Origin of the sequence: Leisingera sp. XS_AS12 (assembly GCF_041224635.1) — a bacterium.
Lineage (GTDB): Bacteria > Pseudomonadota > Alphaproteobacteria > Rhodobacterales > Rhodobacteraceae > Leisingera.
Map to the genome: position 1 here is coordinate 486,483 of NZ_JBGFGM010000128.1, position 16,696 is coordinate 503,178.

Consider the following 16,696-nt stretch of genomic DNA (forward strand, 5'->3'; position numbering starts at 1 on the left):
GCAGCGGTTTGTCACGGGAGCGACGGGAATGAACACGGCGGCGATTGAAATCCGGGGTCTTCGCAAGGTCTATGCAGCCCAGAAGAGCAGCCCCGCCAAGGAGGCGCTGAAGGGTATCGATCTGGACATCCCGCGCGGCTCCGTCTTTGGCCTGCTGGGGCCGAACGGCGCGGGCAAATCCACCCTCATCAACATCCTTGCCGGGCTGGTGCGCAAGACCTCCGGCCAGGTGTCGATCTGGGGCTTCGACCAGGATGAAAACCCGCGCCAGAGCCGCGCCGCCATCGGGGTGATGCCGCAGGAGCTGAACCTCGACCCCTTCTTCACCCCGCGCGGCGCGCTGGAGGTGCAGGCGGGGCTTTACGGCGTGCCCAAGGCGCAGCGCCACAGCGACGAGATCCTGGCGATGATCGGTCTCACCGACAAGGCAGAGGCCTATGCCCGCACCCTCTCCGGCGGCATGCGGCGGCGGCTCTTGCTGGGCAAGGCGCTGGTGCACCGCCCCTCGGTTCTGGTGCTGGACGAGCCCACCGCGGGCGTCGACATCGAGCTGCGCCAGATGCTGTGGGACAACATCCGCAAGCTGAACGCGCAAGGCATGACCATCATCCTCACCACCCATTATCTCGAGGAGGCGGAGGAGATGTGCGACGAGATCGCCATCATCAACCAGGGCGAGGTGGTGGCCCGCGACACCACCGCCAGCCTGCTGGGCCGGCTGGATGCCAAGGCGATGGTGGTGCAGCCCGCCGCCCCGGTGGACCGGCTGCCGCAGGGCGAAGGCATCGAGGCCGCCCTGCGTGACGACGGCGCCGTGGTGCTGCGCTATCGCAGCCAGGTGACCAGCGCCGAAGAGGTGCTGGCCGCGGTCCATGCCGCCGGGATCAGCATCCGCGACGTGAAGACCGAGGAAGCGGATCTGGAAGACGTATTCCTGTCGCTGACGAAATCCGCCTGAAGGCCGACGCGCGGCTGCCTGCCGTCCGGCGGGCGCAGCCTTTGTGTCTTGATGGCCAATGGGGGGCTTCTGCCCCTCGTGAAGCTCTGCCTATCCCCGGTCAATCCGCGCCTGATAGCAGTTGTTGCGGGCGGAGCGGATGTGAATATACGCCACCCGCTGATCCGCAAAGATCGCTTCGGCCTGCGCCATCATCTTTGCCTGCGGGATCACGAGGCCGGTGCCATAGACGATCCGGTGATCGGCGCTGTAGCCCTTGATCAGGTAATCGGGAGAGCCTTCCAGGGCCTGCGGAATCCCGTCCCCCTCATGCCGCGCGCAAGGCTCGGCACACAGGAAGATCGGCCCGGTTTCGGCATAGGGCTGCGCCTGCGGAAAGGGGCGGTGGGCGAGGATCAGCATTTCAGCGCCTTCGGGAATGTACCGCAGGCAGTGGCGGCAGGGATTACCGCCGCCGTCTGATACAGTGTGCTCCGGCTGCTGGCCGTGGGCATCGGGGCCGCCCGCCTGCGGGGCGCGGACGATCTCTGTGGGCAGGGCGGTGATTCTGGGCATCGTGGGTCTCCTTTGCTGGCTGAACCTTGCCAGACACGCATCGCCGCAATCGACCCGGATCCTGCGCATCCCGCAGACAGGCGGGGGGCTCCCGCCAGTCCTGCGGGCATTGAAAATGCCCCCTGGCCTGTTGGGCCGGGCGCCGTGCTGACGCACGGCGCGGGATCACGTGCCGGCAGGACTCCACATGAGAACAAAACGGGAATATCATGCGGGTCATGTTTGCCGAGTTCGCCTGCCTGTCCAACTTCACCTTCCTCACCGGGGCCTCGCATCCGGAGGAATATGTGCGCCGTGCGTTGCTGCTGGGGATCGGCGCGATTGCCATCGCCGATGAGAACTCGGTGGCGGGGATCGTGCGCGCCCATGCGGAATGTCGCGACATTGCCCGCCGGGTGGCCGAGCGGCAGGCCTGGGACCGGCAGAACAGTCCGATCGGGCCGCCGCGCCCGGAGGGCCTTTCGCAGCCGCCCTCCTTTCCGGTCTACGGCACCGTGCGGCTGATCCCCGCGGCGCGGCTGGTCTTCACCGATGCGCCGCCGGTGATCGCCCTGCCGGTGGATCGCATCGGCTGGGGCAGCCTGACCCGGCTGCTCTCCACCGGACGGCTGAGGGCGGAAAAGGGCAGCTGTACCCTGCAGCTTTCCGACCTGATGGAATTCGCGGACGGGCTGCACCTGCTGCTGGTGCCGCAGGCGGAGCATCTGCCCGGCGGCGCGGGCGGGTGGGGGCCGCATATGGAGCGGCTGACGCGCTGCTTTGGTGCCCGCATGCACCTCATGATGGCGCCCGCCTACGATGGCGGCGACCGGGCGCGGTTTGCGCAGCTGGCAGAGGCGGCCAGCCATCTGGGGCTGCCGCTTCTGGCCAGCGCTGCCCCGAAAATGCACCACGGCAGCCGCCGCCGCCTGGGCGATGTGCTGACCGCCATCCGCCTGCGCTGCAAGGTGGAGGACCTGGGCAGCGCCGCGATGGCCAACGGCGAGCAGCGGCTGCGCTCCGAGGCGGAGCTGCGCCGCCTGTTGCGCGATCATGAGCAGGCGGTGGACAATGCCGCCCGGCTGGCAGCACAGCTCAGCTTTTCGCTGGATGAGCTGCGCTATGACTACCCGGACGAGGGCAGCGAGAGCGAGACGCCGCCGCAGCGTCTGCGCCGACTGGCCGAGGAGGGGCTGAGCTGGCGCTATCCCGGCGGCGCGCCGCAGCGGGTGCGCGCGCTGCTGGAGCATGAGCTCACCCTGATCGCCAAGCTGAAATACGATCCCTATTTCCTCACCGTGCGCGACATCGTCGCCTTTGCCCGCTCCCGCGGGATCCTGTGCCAGGGGCGGGGGTCCGCTGCCAATTCGGTGGTCTGTTATTGCCTCGGCGTCACCTCGGTCAGCCCGGAACTGGGCACCATGGTGTTCGAGCGCTTCGTCTCCGAGGCCCGCGACGAGCCGCCCGACATCGACGTCGATTTCGAGCACGAGCGGCGCGAGGAGGTGATCCAGTGGATCTATGAACGCTACGGCCGCCACCGCGCAGGGCTGTGCGCGACGGTGATCCACTACCGCGGCAAACGCGCCATCCGCGAGGTCGGCCGCGCCATGGGGCTAACCGAAGACACGATCTCGGCGATGTCCTCGCAGCTCTGGGGCTTTTTCAGCACCCAGGGGGTGGAGGCCGAGCGCATGCGCGAGATCGGCCTCGATCCGGACAGTCGCCGCCTTCAGCTGACCCTGCAGCTGGTGGAGGAGATCATCGGCTTCCCCCGCCACCTGAGCCAGCACGTCGGCGGTTTTGTCATCACCCAAGGCCGCCTGGACGAGCTGGTGCCGATCGAGAACGCCACCATGGAGGGGCGTACGGTGATCTGCTGGGACAAGGACGACATCGACACGCTCGGCATTCTCAAGGTCGATGTGCTGAGCCTTGGCATGCTAACCTGCATCCGCAAGGCGTTCGACCTGATGCGGCAGCACCACCAGCTGGACTACAGCCTCGCCACCCTGCCGCCGGAGGACCCCGAGGTCTACAACATGTTGTGCCGCGCCGACAGCATCGGCGTCTTTCAGGTCGAAAGCCGGGCGCAGATGAACTTCCTGCCCAGGATGCGGCCGCGCTGTTTCTATGACCTGGTGATCGAGGTCGCCATCGTCCGTCCCGGCCCGATCCAGGGCGACATGGTGCATCCCTACATCCGCCGCCGCAACAAGGAGGAGCCGGTGCATTTCCCCTCGGATGCGCTGGGCGAGGTGCTGGGCAAGACCCTCGGCGTGCCGCTGTTCCAGGAGCAGGCGATGCAGATCGCCATCGTCGGCGCCGGGTTTTCGCCCGAGCAGGCCGACCGGCTGCGGCGCTCGCTCGCGACGTTCAAGAAACACGGCAGCGTCAGTGAATTCCGCAGCCTGTTTTTGCGCGGCATGGCGAAGAACGGCTATGACACGGAGTTCTCCGAGCGTTGTTTTTCCCAGATCGAGGGCTTCGGCTCCTACGGCTTCCCGGAAAGCCACGCCGCCAGTTTTGCGCTCTTGGTCTATGCCTCGGCCTGGATCAAGTGCCACCATCCGGGCATCTTTGCCTGCGCGCTTTTGAACTCGCAGCCGATGGGGTTCTATGCGCCTGCCCAGATCGTGCGGGATGCCCGCGCGCATGGGGTCGAGGTGCGGCCGGTCTGTATCAACAACTCCTACTGGGACAACGTGATGGAGCCGGATGGCCAGGGCGGGCTGGCGCTGCGGCTGGGGTTCCGCCAGATCAAGGGGCTGCGCGACGAGGATGCCGCCTGGCTGACGGCAGCGCGCGGCAACGGCTACCACGAGGTCGAGGACGTCTGGCGCAAGGCAGGGCTGGCGCCGCCGGTGATCGAGCGGCTGGCCGAGGCGGATGCCTTTGCCGCGCTGGGGCTCAGCCGGCGCGAGGCCTTGTGGGCGGCCAAGGCGATCACTGCCCGCAAGCCGCTGCCGCTGTTTGCCCGCGAACTGGAGGGCGAGGGGATTTACGAGCCTGCCGCCGATCTGCCGCAGATGGGGCTGGGCGAAGAGGTGGTGGAGGATTACGTCGCCATACGGCTGTCCTTGCGCGCCCATCCGGTGGCGCTGATCCGGCATCTGCTGACGCCGCAGAACACGGGCGGCGGTGCCGGTGGCAGCCCGGGGAGTGAGTATTTGGGGAAAGATGAAGCCCGGCGGCAGGGGCAAACCCGCGGGCGGGCGCGCCGATAAGGCAGCCTGCGGCCGCAATGGCGGTTCACCCCGGCGCGGCGAGGCGTTAGAAGGTGGGCAACACAGCCTGTCCCGGAGATGATCTGATGAGCGTACCCAAACCCGTTGTCCTGTGCATTCTTGATGGCTGGGGCAGCGGCGCGCCGGGCGCGGCCAATGCGCCGCATCTGGCCCATACCCCGACCTTCGATGCCATCATGGCCAAAGGCCCGGTGGCCAGCCTGATCACCCATGGCCCCGATGTGGGGCTGCCCAGTGGCCAGATGGGCAACTCCGAGGTGGGGCATACCAACATCGGCGCGGGCCGGGTGGTGGCGATGGACCTGGGCCAGATCGACCTTGCGATCGAGGATGGATCCTTCTTTGACAACAAGGCGTTGCAGGATTTCATCGCGCGGTTGAAGGACAGCGGCGGTGCCGCGCATCTGATGGGGCTGGTGTCGGACGGCGGCGTGCACGGGCATCTGACCCATATCGTTGCGGCGGCGCGCGCGATCACCGATGCCGGGGTGCCGGTCTGGCTACACGCGATCACCGACGGGCGCGACGTGGCGCCGAAATCGGCCTACGGCTATTTCAGCGAGCTGGAGGACAGCCTGCCCGAGGGGGCGCGCATCGCCACCGTCACCGGCCGCTATTTCGCCATGGACCGCGACAACCGCTGGGAGCGGGTGTCGGAGGCCTATGCCGCGATGGTGCGCGCCGAGGGGCGCAAGGCGGCCAGCGCACATGGGGCCGTGGACCACGCCTATAACCAGTCCGAGAGCGATGAGTTCATCGGCGCGACCGTCCTGCCGGGGCATGAGGGCATCCGGGACGGCGACGGGTTCTTCTGCCTCAACTTCCGCGCCGACCGGGCTCGCGAGATCCTGCGCGCCATCGGCGAACCGGGCTTTGCCGAGTTCGACGTGGGCGAGCGCCCGCAGCTGGCGGCGCTGCTGGGCATGGTGGAATATTCCGAGGGCCACAACGCCTATATGACCACCTGCTATCCCAAGGCGGCGATCGTCAACACGCTGGGGGCCTGGGTGGCCAAGCAGGGCAAGCGCCAGTTCCGTCTGGCCGAGACCGAGAAATATCCGCATGTGACCTTCTTCCTCAACGGCGGCAAGGAAGAGCCCGAGGCGGGCGAGGATCGCTACATGCCGAAATCGCCCAAGGTGGCGACCTATGATCTGCAGCCGGAGATGAGCGCGCCGGAGGTGACCGAGAAATTCGTCGAGGCGATCGGGGCGGGCTATGACCTGATCGTGACCAATTACGCCAATCCCGACATGGTTGGCCACACCGGCGATCTGGCGGCGGCAATCAAGGCCTGCGAGGCGGTGGACCAGGGGCTGGCGCAGGTCGTCGCCGCGCTGGAGAAGGCGGGCGGCGCGATGATCGTCACCGCCGACCACGGCAACTGCGAGGTGATGGTCGACCCGGAAACCGGCGGTGCCCATACCGCGCACACGCTGAACCCGGTGCCGGTGGCGCTGGTTGGCGGGCCGGAGGGGGCCCGCTTGCGGGACGGGCGGCTGGCGGATTTGGCACCGACCATCCTGGAGCTGATGGGGCTGGAGCAGCCCGAAGAGATGACCGGGCAGAGCCTGCTGTCATGAGCATGCGCGCGGCTTTTCTGTCGCTGGTTCTGCTGGCCGCGCCGCTGCGCCTGGCGGCGGATCCGGCAGAGGCTGCGCGCGAGGCGGCGGCGCAGCTGGAAGCCGCGTCGGTGCAGTTGCAACAGGCAGAGAGCTCCCGCGATCGGGTGAAGGCGCTGACCTCCACCGTGCAGGCCTTCGAGGCGGGGCTGGCGGCGATGCGTGACGGGCTGCGCCGGGTGGCGCGGCGCGAGGCGCAGTTGTCGGCGCAGCTGGCGGCGCGGCGGGACGAGGTCTCGGGGTTGCTGGGGATCATCCAGACGATCGAAACCTCGCCGCCGCCCGTGCTGATGGTGCATCCGTCCGGCCCCCTGGGGGCGGCGCGCTCGGCGATGATGCTGGCCGAGGTGACCCCGGCCCTGCATGCCCGCGCGCAGGAACTGAAGGCGGATCTGGAAGAGGTGCAGAGCCTGCGGCTGCTGCAACAGAGTGCGGCGCGCACGCTGGAGGAAGGGCTGAGCGGTGTGCAGGCGGCGCGGGTGCAGCTGTCGACGGCGATCGCCGACCGCACCAGCCTGCCGCGCCGCTTTACCGCCGACCCGGTGCGGACCGCGATCCTGATTTCCTCGACCGAGACGCTGTCCGGCTTTGCCGACGGGCTGGCCGATATCGCAGAGGGCGAGATTGCCGCCAGCAACGCCGACATCAGCGACCTGCGCGGCACCCTGCCGCTGCCGGTCGAAGGGCTGGTTCTGCGCGGCTATGGTGAGCGGGATGCGGCCGGCATTGCCCGTCCGGGGTTGCTGGTGGCGGCGCGTCCACGGGCGCTGGTCACCGCGCCGACGGCGGCCACCATCCGCTATCGCGGGCCGCTTCTGGACCTGGGCAACGTGGTGATTCTGGAACCGCAGCCGGACACGCTGTTCATCTTTTCCGGTCTGGCCGAGGTCTTTGGCGAGGCGGGGGAGGTGATTCCGGAGGGCACCCCCGTCGGGCTGATGAGCGGAGAAAATCCCAAGCCGGACGCAATTCTTTCACTAAGCGGTGAAGGGGGTGGAACTGACCGGACAGAAACGCTCTATATAGAGGTGAGAATGGACAACAGCCCGGTGGACCCGGAAACTTGGTTCCGCACTGGAAAAGGTGGATGAAGGCTTGATGAAAAAATTTGCGATGGCCGCCATTGGCGGCACGCTGGCAGGGATCGTTGCAACAACCTATGTCGCAGGCCCCTTGCTGGCGCAGGAGGGCGCGCGCGAGGCTAATGTCTATGAGCAGCTGGACCTGTTCGGCGACATCTTTGAACGCATCCGGGCGCAATACGTGGAAGAGGTCGACGAGAAGGAGCTGATCGAAGCGGCGATCGGCGGCATGCTGACCTCGCTCGACCCGCACTCCAGCTACCTGTCGCCGGATGACGCCGACCGCATGCGGGTGCAGACCCGCGGCGAATTCGGCGGTCTCGGCATCGAGGTCACCCAGGAAGAGGGCTTCGTCAAGGTCGTCTCCCCCATCGACGGCACCCCGGCGGATGAGGCCGGCATGGAAGCCGGCGATTTCATCACCCATGTGGATGGCGAAAGCGTGCTGGGCCTGTCGCTGGACGAGGCGGTGACCATGATGCGCGGGCCGGTGGGCTCGGAGATCGTCATCACCGTGGTGCGCGAGGGCGAGCCGGAACCCTTCGACGTGTCGATCATCCGCGACACCATCAAGCTGACCGCGGTGCGGGCGCGCACCGAGGGCGACACCGTGGTGATGCGGATCACCACCTTCAACGATCAGACCACGCCGAACCTGGAAGCCGGGCTGAAGAAGCAGATCGAAGAGGCCGGCGGCATGGACAATGTCAACGGCATCGTGCTGGACCTGCGCAACAACCCCGGCGGTCTGCTGACCCAGGCGATCAAGGTGGCGGATGCCTTCCTCGATTCCGGCGAGATCGTCTCGACCCGTGGCCGCAACCCGGAAGACGGCGAGCGTTTCAATGCCACGCCGGGCGACCTGGTCGAGGGCAAGCCGATCGTGGTGCTGATCAACGGCGGTTCGGCCTCGGCCTCGGAGATCGTGGCGGGCGCCCTGCAGGACCATCGCCGCGCCGTGGTGGTGGGGACACGCTCCTTCGGCAAGGGGTCGGTGCAGACGGTGATGCCGCTGAAGGGGGAAGGCGCGATGCGGCTGACCACGGCGCGGTATTACACGCCGTCGGGACGGTCGATCCAGGCGCTGGGCGTGAGCCCGGACATCGTGGTGGCGCAGCCACGTCGCTCTCCCGCGAATGAGGAGGAGGAGGACAATCCCCGCCGCTCCCGGTCCGAAGCAGATCTGCGCGGCAGCCTGAACAACGATTCGCTGAGCGAAGACGAGATCCGCCAGATCGAGGCCGAGCGCGAAAAGGCCGAGAAGGCGGCGGAGCTGCGCGAGCAGGATTACCAGCTGGCCTATGCCATCGACATCCTGAAAGGGATGGTGGCGCTGGAAACCAAGTAATCCGGCGGCATGCAGCCAGCAGCAAAGGGGCCGTCCGCAAGGGCGGCCTTTTTTCATGTTGGGCGAGGGGGCTGCCCTCGGGCGGTCGAAGGGTCCGGGTCGTTCCGCTGGTGGGCCGGTAAGGAAGGTGGCGGCGCCGCCGGGGGAGGTTGGACAGGCCCCCGCGGGGGCTGCTCGGACAAGCTGGCTTGTGCGACCCCCTTTTTATCGGGGCCGGTCTCCGGGTGTGTTGCGCAGGCAGCACCACAGATGCCTGCACCTGGTATCACGGCCGTTCGGCCATGGCGGGTGATCGATCGGCAGACAGTCTGGCACATGGGGATGAGGTTTGCGTGAAGCCGCCGTACGCCGGGGGCGCAACACGGGGGGGGGCGGAGCCCAGCCGCCGACCCGTGAGCGGGGGCAGCTGGCGGGAATTTGACAATCAACGCCCGATCTTCGGCGCACAGGTGGGGCAGGCGGGGCTATGCTGGGGGTATGATGTTTGACCTGCCTGATTCCCACACCCTGTACCACGCCCTGCTGGACCGCGACGACGCCTACGAGGGGCGCGCCTATGTCGGCGTGACCTCCACCGGCATCTTCTGTCGGCTGACCTGCCCGGCGCGCAAGCCCAAGTACGAGAACTGCCAGTTCTTCGCCACGCCCCGCGCCTGCATCGAGGCAGGCTTTCGCGCCTGCAAACGCTGCAAGCCGCTGGCGGCGGCGGCCGGGGATGATCCGATGGTGCAGGATCTGCTGGCCCGGCTGGAGTCGCGCCCCGCCTACCGCTGGGGCGAGGGGGATCTGGTACGGCTGGGGCTAGAGCCTTCGACCGTGCGGCGGGCCTTCAAGCGGCATTTCGGGATGACGTTCCTCGAGATGGCGCGTCAGCGCCGCCTGCGCGAAGGCTTCACCGCGCTGACCGCGGGCGAGCCGGTGATCGCGGCGCAGATCGATGCCGGGTTTGAAAGCGCCAGCGCCTTTCGCGCGGCCTTCGCGAAACTGGTGGGGATCGCGCCCGGCGCCTTTCGCCGCGATGCGCTGCTGCTGGTGGACTGGATCGACACGCCGCTGGGCGCAATGATCGCGATCAGCTGCAAGCACCAGCTGCATCTGCTGGAATTTGCCGACCGCAAGGCGCTGCCGCGCGAGGTGGCCAGGCTGCAGAAGGCGCAGCCCGGGGGGCTGGGCTTTGGTCGGCCGCCGCCGACACAGCAGATCGCCGCGGAGCTGCGCCGGTTCTTTGCCGGGGAAAGCGCGGAGTTCCAGACCCCGCTGGCGCTGCACGGCACCGCCTTTGAGCGCGAGGTCTGGCGCTATCTGCTGACCATCCCGGCGGGCGAGACGCGCAGCTATTCGCAGATTGCCTCCGATCTGGGGCGGGCCTCGGCGACGCGGGCGGTGGCGCGGGCCAACGGCAGCAACCAGCTGGCGCTGGTGGTGCCCTGCCACCGGGTGCTGTCGGCGGACGGGTCGCTGACCGGCTATGGCGGTGGGCTGTGGCGCAAGCAGCGGCTGATCGAGATTGAAACAGGCTACAGACAGAGGGTGTCCGCATGACATATTCCGACCGCGCCAGGGCCTTTGCGGCCCTGCATCAGCCGGGCGATCCGCTGGTGCTCTACAATATCTGGGATGTCGGCAGTGCCCGCGCCATTGCCGGCGCAGGCGCGCGTGCGCTGGCGACCGGCAGCTATCCGGTGGCGATGGCGCAGGGGTTCGCGGATGGCGAGCAGGTGCCGCTGGACTATGTGCTGGACAATGCGCGCCGCATCATCGCCAGCATCGACCTGCCGGTGACCATCGATTTCGAGGGCGGCTATGCCCGCGCGCCCCGGCAGCTGACCGCCAATGTGAGACGATTGGCCGAAACCGGCGCGGTGGGGCTGAATTTCGAGGATCAGGTGGTCGGCAGCGACCGGATCTACTGCCTCGAGGAGCAGGCCGAGCGCGTTGCTGCGGTGCGCGCGGGCCATGCCGACATTTTTGTCAACGCGCGCACGGATCTGTTTCTGAAGGAGAAGGACAGCAGCAAACATGCAGACCTGCTGACCGAAGCGCTGGAGCGCGCCGCCGCTTATGCCGAGGCCGGGGCTGATGGCTTCTTCGTGCCGGGACTGTCGGACCCGGACCTGCTGGCGCGGGTCTGCGAGGGCTGCGCGCTGCCGGTCAATGCCTTCATGCGCGGTGTCACGCTGGCGCAGGCGCGGCAGGCCGGGGTGGCGCGCGCCAGCTACGGGCCGATCCCGCATACCCGGCTGATGCAGGTGCTGGCGGAACATTTCCAGGCCCTGGAGTAGACCGAAGCAGGCCGTGGGCGGGGTCAGCCGGTTTCCTGGCAGTGGCGGCGGAAGGCGCGTTTCAACATGTCGAGTTCGGCGCGCAGCAGCTCCACCTCGGCGCGCAGATCGTCGCTCGCCGCGTCGCCCGCGATCAGGGTGAAATCGCCCAGTCGGGTAGAACTCGGTGCGTCGAAGACCACGAAGGATTGCACCCCGTCGGCAATTGCCTCCGCGGGGATCGGCACCTGCAGGATCCATTCTCCGGCGGCTTCGCCCTCGTGCAGCTCCACCCCCGGCACCGGCTGATCGCGGAACATCACCGAGATGTCCGGCCGCCCCCCAGTGCCCGGGGCGTTGCTGATCAACCCTTCCCAGATGCCATTGCGAAAGCGGATCTTGGTCAGTGTCAGGTCGCTCATCGGCAGGGTTCCTCAGATCGCGGCGCGTGGATGGCGCGAGAACGTCAGGTCGCGCAGGAGGACCTGATTCATGGCTGGGGCGTCAAAGATCAGGTCCAGCCAGGCCTTCTCCATCCGCTTTTCGTTCAGGTCCGAATAGGCCAGGTCGAACTCGACCAGGAGATTGCCGCGCTCGGCGGGCAGCTGGCGCACCATCTGTTCGGTGTTGGGGCCGTGCCGGATGTTGAGCCGGGCAAAGATGTCGATGGGCGCTTCGGTCTGCAGGATGCTGTCGACGCGCAGGAGATGCTCGCGGGTGAGCCCCTGCAGGGCGGCGGGCGGCAGGTCCACGACCAGCGACAGGAAAGAGCCTTCGAACTGGTACACATCCATCCGCAGGCCGAACGGTGCGAGGTCTTCCTCGCGGGTGTTTCTGATCTGGCGCAGGCTCACCTCTCCGGCAGCGCAATCGTGAAACAGCTTCACCTCGTCGCTGAGACGGGCCTCGGCCGGGGCCGAACAGAGACCCTGCACGGCCAGCGGGCCGCGCCACAGCTCGGGCCGCCAGGACCAGTCGGTGCCATGCGGGCGAGGAAAGAAGCTGGAGCCGATCTGCGGCAGCGCCAGGCGCCCCTCGGCGATGTGGATCAGGCGGTCCAGGTGGGTGCGCAATTGCCGCGCCTGGTTGCGTTGCAGGCGCAGGTCAGCCAGTGGCGCACGGGGCGCGGCCTCGGCAGCGCTGCGCCAGCGGCGCAGGCTGTGCAGGTGTAGCAGCCGGTCCAGTATCCTGCTCATTGCGCGCCCTCTTGCGAAACCCGGGTCTTCATCCCCCGGCGTTCTCGGGCCGGGGTGCCTGTGTCAGTGTAACCTTTGGCGGCTATTGAAATAAACCTGCAATCCGCTGCCCCAGGCCGCGTTTTTCGCGGGCCGTGTCGGCGCTCGCGGTCTCGGTCGTGCGCGCGGGGCGGTCGGGCCGCGACTGCGGGCGGGGGGCTTCCGCGGTGTCGCGCGACCGCGGCGCCGCCGCTTCGACCGGTTGCGACTGGACGGAGCTTTCGAGGCTGCGGTGTGTCAACTCGTTCAGCAGCGCCGCCCCCTGATGGCCAAGCGCCTGGCTGCCGTCCGGCGCGTAGAGCGCCAGCGCCACCAAATGGTCGTCCAAGATGAAGGCCCCGCGCCAGTGCTGGGCACTGGAGCCGGTGACCAGCGGGCCCGGCGCCTGCAGGCGCACCAGCGGCAGCAGCTGGTCCTCGCGGGTTTCCAGGATACGGGCGCCGGGGAACATCGCGGCGATGTCGCTGGCCTGCGGAGCGGCGACATTCGGGATGGCGGGACCGATGCTGGCGGTGATGACCGCGGCCCGGCGGGCGCCGAACCACCCGGCACCGCGCACCCGGCTGCAGTGGGCGATCAGGGCAAAGCCGCCCTGGCCTTCGATCCGGCTGCTTTCGGTGTCGAAGCAATATCCCTGCGGGGCGACGAGGTGCAGCCGACCGCCGGCAAAGGGCATCACCGCCCGCGCCGCGTCCGGGCGCTTGCGCCTCGAGGTTCGGGATTCGGGCGCATCGGGGGCGCTGGCCGCGCCGGGGGCCAGGGCGGCAAATCCCAGCTCGCTCGACATCTGGCCGCACCCGGTCAGCAGGGCGGTTGCCGCTGCCGCGATGAGGGTCCTCACCTGTCGTGCGGCCGGGGGGCTTGCGGGTTTGTGGTTGTTTGTCTTGCGCAATTTCAGTCCTGCCGCGGTTCCTTCAGGGCCTTGGCATAGGCGTTGACCCGCCCATCGGCAAGCGCCAAGCAAATCGCGGTGCTTGCCGCTTGCCTTGGCGTTGCAGCAATGCAAATGCTGTGCGGGCAGCTTTGGCATCCGCCACGGAGGACACATGCAGCAGCACCGCCGTCCGCCCCCCGGGGGCAGCTACCGCGCCCATGAGGCGCTGGTGCGCCCGGCGCGACTGCAGCCGCAACTGTGGCGCCTGCTGCTGGGGATGGCGCTGGTGACGCTGGTCAGCCTGACGGCAACCGTCGGCCTGCAGATGCTGCTGGTGGCGGTGGCGCCCGGAGCCTGGCTGGCGGAGCTGTCGCAGGGCAGCAGCCCCGGCGCGATGCTGGTCATGCTCGGCAGCTTTGGCTTTCTGGTGCTCGGGGTTGCGCTGGCGGCGCGGCTGTTGCACCGGCGGGGCCTCATCAGCGTGATCGGCGCGCTGCCGCCGCTGGTGTGGCAGTTCAGCCGTGTCAGCCTCTACCTGCTGGGGCTGAGCCTGCTGTTGCTGCTGCTGCCGCCCTACGACATGGGCGCGCCGATGGAGCCGAACCTGCGGTTCGGGCATTGGCTGGCGCTGTTGCCGCTGTCGCTGCTGGCCGTGCTGGTGCAGACCGGGTCGGAGGAGATCGTCTTTCGCGGCTACATCCAGCAGGCGCTGGCGGCGCGGTTTCGGCATCCGGCGGTGTGGATCCTGCTGCCCTCGGGCTTGTTCGCGCTGGGCCATTACCTGCCCGCCGAGGCAGGCGACAATGCGCTGCTGATCGCGCTCTGGGCCGGGGTCTTTGGCGTGCTGATGGCGGATCTGACGGCGCGGGCGGGCACCTTGGGGCCGGCGATGGCGGTGCATTTCTTCAACAACGTGGCGGCGCTGTTGCTGTTTGCCTCGCCCAGCAGCCTGAACGGGCTGGCGCTGTACCTGCTACCCTACGAGCTGGCGGATGTGCAGGGGCTGCGGCCCTGGATGGCGGTTGACTTCGCCACGATGGTGGTCAGCTGGCTGGCGGCGCGGCTTGCCATACGCCGCTGATTGCAATTGCCGTCAATGGGCCTTATCTGGGGGGCAAACCGCGCCCCCGGAGAGGCAAGCTACATGAACTGGATCACAAACTACGTCCGGCCCAAGATCAACTCGATCTTTTCGCGCCGTGAAGTGCCCGAGAACCTTTGGCAGAAATGCGATGAATGCGGCACCATGCTGTTTCACCGCGAGCTGAGCGACAATCAGAACGTCTGCACCAGCTGCGGTCATCACATGCATATCACCCCGCGCGACCGTTTCACCGCGCTGTTTGATGGCGGTGTCTTCACTGAGGTGGCGGTGCCGGAACCGCTCTCCGATCCGCTGAAGTTCAAGGATCAGAAGAAATACCCCGACCGGATCAAGGCCGCGCAGAAGAAGACCGGCGAAAAGGATGCGATGCTGGTCGCCGCCGGCGAGATCGGCCGCACGCCGATCGTCGCGGCCGCGCAGGACTTCTCCTACATGGGCGGCTCGATGGGGATGTACGTCGGCAACGCTATCATCGCCGCCGCCGAGGAAGCCGTGAAGCTGGGCCGCCCGCTGGTGCTGTTCTCCGCCGCAGGCGGTGCGCGCATGCAGGAAGGCATCCTGTCGCTGATGCAGATGCCGCGCACCACCGTTGCCGTGCAGATGCTGAAAGAGGCGGGGCTGCCCTATATCGTGGTGCTGACCCATCCGACCACCGGCGGCGTCACCGCGTCCTACGCGATGCTGGGCGACGTGCAGATCTCCGAGCCCAACGCGCTGATCTGCTTTGCCGGGCCGCGGGTGATCGAACAGACGATCCGCGAAAAGCTGCCCGAGGGGTTCCAGCGCGCCGAGTACCTGCTGGATCACGGCATGCTCGACCGGGTGATCCCGCGCACCGAGATGCGCGAGGAGCTGATCACCATCATCCGCATGCTGATGAAACTGCCGCCGCAGGTGGTGGGCGATCTGCCCTCGCCGCAGGACGCCGAGGCGGACAGCGCCGAGGCCGCGAACACATCGGCGGATGCCGCTGCCAGCGAAGAAGCGGCGCAGTAACCGCCCGTAGAAGAGGATGTCCGGCACCGCTGCCGGGCAGCGCCCGTCCCGCCCCCAACCGGGCGGGACGTTTTTGCATCAAGACCCCGACAACCGCCTGTAACCAGAGCTTGCCATGACCCAGACCTCCGACGCGATCCTTGCCCGCATGATGGCACTGCACCCCAAGATCATCGACCTGACGCTGGATAGGGTCTGGCGGCTGCTGGCGGCGCTGGGCAACCCGCAGGACAAGCTGCCGCCGGTGATCCATATCGCGGGCACCAACGGCAAGGGTTCGACCCAGGCGATGATCCGTGCAGGCCTGGAGGGCTGGGGCAAATCGGTGCACGCCTATACCTCGCCGCACCTGGCGCGCTTCCATGAGCGCATCCGGCTGGCGGGTGAGCTGATCTCCGAGCAGCATCTGACCGAGGTGCTGGACGAGTGCTATGAGAAGAACGGCGGCGAGAACATCACCTATTTCGAGATCACCACGGTGGCGGGGCTGCTGGCGTTCTCGCGCACGCCCGCGGATTACACGCTGCTGGAAGTCGGCCTGGGCGGGCGGCTGGATGCCACCAACGTGATCACCCCGGAACTGTCGGTGATCACCCCGATCTCGATCGACCATGAACAGTTCCTCGGCAACACGCTGGCCAAGATCGCCGCCGAGAAGGCGGGCATCATCAAGCGCGGGGTGCCGGTGGTGGTCGGTCCGCAGCCCGAGGAGGCGATGGAGGTGATCGAGGCCACCGCCGCCCGCCTCGGCGCGCCGCTGATCGCCCACGGCCAGCAGTGGCACGTCACGCAGGAGCGCGGTCGGCTGGTGTTCCAGGATGAACGTGGCCTGTTGGACCTGCCGTTGCCGGCCCTGCTGGGCGCGCATCAGGTGCAGAACGCTGGTGCCGCCTTGGCGGCGCTGCGCCACCTCGGCGCCGACGAGGCCGCCTGCGAGGCGGCGATGGTCAACGCCGAATGGCCCGCCCGGATGCAGAAGCTGAAGACCGGACCGCTGATCGAGGCGGCGCCGGAGGCCGAGCTGTGGCTGGACGGTGGCCACAACGCCGCGGCGGGCGTGGCGCTGGCAGAGGTACTGGCGGGGCTGCCGCCGCGCCCCACCCACCTGATCTGCGGCATGCTCAACACCAAGGACGTCAGCGGCTACATGACGCCGCTGGCCCCGCATGTGGCAAGCCTGACGGCAATTTCGATCCCCGACGAAGTGAACACGCTGAGCGCCGAGGAAACTGAAGGCGCGGCGCAGTCGGTGGGGATCGAGGCCAGCACGGCGGACAGTACCCTTGCAGCGCTGCAGGCGATTGTCGCGCAGGACCCGCAGGCGCGGGTGCTGATCTGCGGCTCGCTATACCTCGCAGGCCATATTCTGCGCGAAAACGGCTGAGGCTCCGGTCCGCGGCGGGCGGCGGCGCGCTCCCGCCCGGTTTCGATCT

14 protein-coding genes are annotated in these 16,696 nt (G+C 67.9%); 10 read left to right on the forward strand and 4 right to left on the reverse strand.

Going from position 1 to position 16,696, the window contains the following annotated elements; all coding sequences use genetic code 11:
* Nucleotides 1-28: 28 nt before the first annotated feature.
* On the forward strand, nucleotides 29-958 hold the full coding sequence (locus AB9K35_RS24310) for an ABC transporter ATP-binding protein (RefSeq protein ID WP_222454642.1): 930 nt from the start codon (nucleotides 29-31) through the stop codon (nucleotides 956-958).
* A gap of 90 nt (nucleotides 959-1,048) precedes the next feature.
* Here the strand turns inward: AB9K35_RS24310 and AB9K35_RS24315 are convergent, their stop codons facing one another.
* Nucleotides 1,049-1,513: a DUF1203 domain-containing protein gene (locus tag AB9K35_RS24315; RefSeq protein ID WP_369930133.1), complete on the reverse strand. Its 465-nt coding sequence runs from the start codon at nucleotides 1,511-1,513 to the stop codon at nucleotides 1,049-1,051.
* A 218-nt stretch (nucleotides 1,514-1,731) separates the two neighbouring features.
* Here AB9K35_RS24315 and AB9K35_RS24320 point away from each other — a divergent pair, with 218 nt between their 5' ends.
* The 6 genes from AB9K35_RS24320 (at nucleotide 1,732) to AB9K35_RS24345 (ending at nucleotide 11,074) form a co-directional block, all read left to right on the forward strand.
* On the forward strand, nucleotides 1,732-4,719 hold the full coding sequence (locus tag AB9K35_RS24320) for an error-prone DNA polymerase (RefSeq protein ID WP_369930228.1): 2,988 nt from the start codon (nucleotides 1,732-1,734) through the stop codon (nucleotides 4,717-4,719).
* An 86-nt stretch (nucleotides 4,720-4,805) separates the two neighbouring features.
* Nucleotides 4,806-6,323: a 2,3-bisphosphoglycerate-independent phosphoglycerate mutase gene (gene gpmI / locus AB9K35_RS24325; RefSeq protein WP_369930135.1), complete on the forward strand. Its 1,518-nt coding sequence runs from the start codon at nucleotides 4,806-4,808 to the stop codon at nucleotides 6,321-6,323.
* Complete coding sequence (locus tag AB9K35_RS24330; protein ID WP_369930137.1) at nucleotides 6,320-7,453, forward strand: murein hydrolase activator EnvC; 1,134 nt, start codon at nucleotides 6,320-6,322, stop codon at nucleotides 7,451-7,453. The genes gpmI and AB9K35_RS24330 overlap by 4 nt, the downstream gene beginning before the upstream one ends.
* A gap of 7 nt (nucleotides 7,454-7,460) precedes the next feature.
* Nucleotides 7,461-8,792 carry a S41 family peptidase gene (locus AB9K35_RS24335; protein ID WP_222454647.1) on the forward strand — a complete coding sequence of 444 codons (1,332 nt, stop codon included), beginning with the start codon at nucleotides 7,461-7,463 and terminating at the stop codon, nucleotides 8,790-8,792.
* 477 nt (nucleotides 8,793-9,269) lie between these two features.
* The gene (locus AB9K35_RS24340; RefSeq protein WP_369930139.1) at nucleotides 9,270-10,334 is read left to right on the forward strand and encodes a bifunctional transcriptional activator/DNA repair enzyme AdaA; all 1,065 of its coding nucleotides are present in this window, start codon (nucleotides 9,270-9,272) and stop codon (nucleotides 10,332-10,334) included.
* Nucleotides 10,331-11,074 (forward strand): isocitrate lyase/phosphoenolpyruvate mutase family protein, encoded by a 744-nt coding sequence (locus AB9K35_RS24345; RefSeq protein WP_369930141.1) that lies wholly within the window; start codon nucleotides 10,331-10,333, stop codon nucleotides 11,072-11,074. The genes AB9K35_RS24340 and AB9K35_RS24345 overlap by 4 nt, the downstream gene beginning before the upstream one ends.
* 23 nt (nucleotides 11,075-11,097) lie before the next feature.
* Here AB9K35_RS24345 and AB9K35_RS24350 read toward each other — a convergent pair whose 3' ends face one another.
* The 3 genes from AB9K35_RS24350 to AB9K35_RS24360 all read right to left on the reverse strand — a co-directional run bounded on the left by AB9K35_RS24350 (nucleotide 11,098) and on the right by AB9K35_RS24360 (nucleotide 13,180).
* Complete coding sequence (locus AB9K35_RS24350) at nucleotides 11,098-11,475, reverse strand: hypothetical protein (protein ID WP_369930143.1); 378 nt, start codon at nucleotides 11,473-11,475, stop codon at nucleotides 11,098-11,100.
* A 12-nt stretch (nucleotides 11,476-11,487) separates the two neighbouring features.
* Nucleotides 11,488-12,249: a DUF6478 family protein gene (locus AB9K35_RS24355; protein ID WP_369930145.1), complete on the reverse strand. Its 762-nt coding sequence runs from the start codon at nucleotides 12,247-12,249 to the stop codon at nucleotides 11,488-11,490.
* Nucleotides 12,250-12,331: 82 nt separating this feature from the next.
* A complete protein-coding gene (locus AB9K35_RS24360) occupies nucleotides 12,332-13,180 on the reverse strand; it encodes a hypothetical protein (protein WP_369930147.1) in 849 nt (282 codons plus the stop codon).
* 154 nt (nucleotides 13,181-13,334) lie between these two features.
* Between AB9K35_RS24360 and AB9K35_RS24365 the strand changes: the two genes are divergently transcribed.
* The 3 genes from AB9K35_RS24365 (at nucleotide 13,335) to AB9K35_RS24375 (ending at nucleotide 16,647) form a co-directional block, all read left to right on the forward strand.
* Nucleotides 13,335-14,243 carry a lysostaphin resistance A-like protein gene (locus AB9K35_RS24365; protein WP_369930148.1) on the forward strand — a complete coding sequence of 303 codons (909 nt, stop codon included), beginning with the start codon at nucleotides 13,335-13,337 and terminating at the stop codon, nucleotides 14,241-14,243.
* A 63-nt stretch (nucleotides 14,244-14,306) separates the two neighbouring features.
* Complete coding sequence (accD, locus tag AB9K35_RS24370; protein WP_222454654.1) at nucleotides 14,307-15,263, forward strand: acetyl-CoA carboxylase, carboxyltransferase subunit beta; 957 nt, start codon at nucleotides 14,307-14,309, stop codon at nucleotides 15,261-15,263.
* A 115-nt stretch (nucleotides 15,264-15,378) separates the two neighbouring features.
* A complete protein-coding gene (locus tag AB9K35_RS24375; RefSeq protein ID WP_369930150.1) occupies nucleotides 15,379-16,647 on the forward strand; it encodes a folylpolyglutamate synthase/dihydrofolate synthase family protein in 1,269 nt (422 codons plus the stop codon).
* Nucleotides 16,648-16,696 lie beyond the last annotated feature (49 nt).

What these genes read in the sequence shown, in the direction of transcription:
- AB9K35_RS24310 (WP_222454642.1), top strand. Translation starts at nt 29, where the DNA reads ATGAACACGGCGGCGATTGAAATCCGGGGTCTTCGCAAGGTCTATGCA.
- AB9K35_RS24315 (WP_369930133.1), bottom strand. Translation starts at nt 1,513, where the DNA reads ATGCCCAGAATCACCGCCCTGCCCACAGAGATCGTCCGCGCCCCGCAG.
- AB9K35_RS24320 (WP_369930228.1), top strand. Translation starts at nt 1,732, where the DNA reads ATGTTTGCCGAGTTCGCCTGCCTGTCCAACTTCACCTTCCTCACCGGG.
- gpmI (WP_369930135.1), top strand. Translation starts at nt 4,806, where the DNA reads ATGAGCGTACCCAAACCCGTTGTCCTGTGCATTCTTGATGGCTGGGGC.
- AB9K35_RS24330 (WP_369930137.1), top strand. Translation starts at nt 6,320, where the DNA reads ATGAGCATGCGCGCGGCTTTTCTGTCGCTGGTTCTGCTGGCCGCGCCG.
- AB9K35_RS24335 (WP_222454647.1), top strand. Translation starts at nt 7,461, where the DNA reads ATGAAAAAATTTGCGATGGCCGCCATTGGCGGCACGCTGGCAGGGATC.
- AB9K35_RS24340 (WP_369930139.1), top strand. Translation starts at nt 9,270, where the DNA reads ATGATGTTTGACCTGCCTGATTCCCACACCCTGTACCACGCCCTGCTG.
- AB9K35_RS24345 (WP_369930141.1), top strand. Translation starts at nt 10,331, where the DNA reads ATGACATATTCCGACCGCGCCAGGGCCTTTGCGGCCCTGCATCAGCCG.
- AB9K35_RS24350 (WP_369930143.1), bottom strand. Translation starts at nt 11,475, where the DNA reads ATGAGCGACCTGACACTGACCAAGATCCGCTTTCGCAATGGCATCTGG.
- AB9K35_RS24355 (WP_369930145.1), bottom strand. Translation starts at nt 12,249, where the DNA reads ATGAGCAGGATACTGGACCGGCTGCTACACCTGCACAGCCTGCGCCGC.
- AB9K35_RS24365 (WP_369930148.1), top strand. Translation starts at nt 13,335, where the DNA reads ATGCAGCAGCACCGCCGTCCGCCCCCCGGGGGCAGCTACCGCGCCCAT.
- accD (WP_222454654.1), top strand. Translation starts at nt 14,307, where the DNA reads ATGAACTGGATCACAAACTACGTCCGGCCCAAGATCAACTCGATCTTT.
- AB9K35_RS24375 (WP_369930150.1), top strand. Translation starts at nt 15,379, where the DNA reads ATGACCCAGACCTCCGACGCGATCCTTGCCCGCATGATGGCACTGCAC.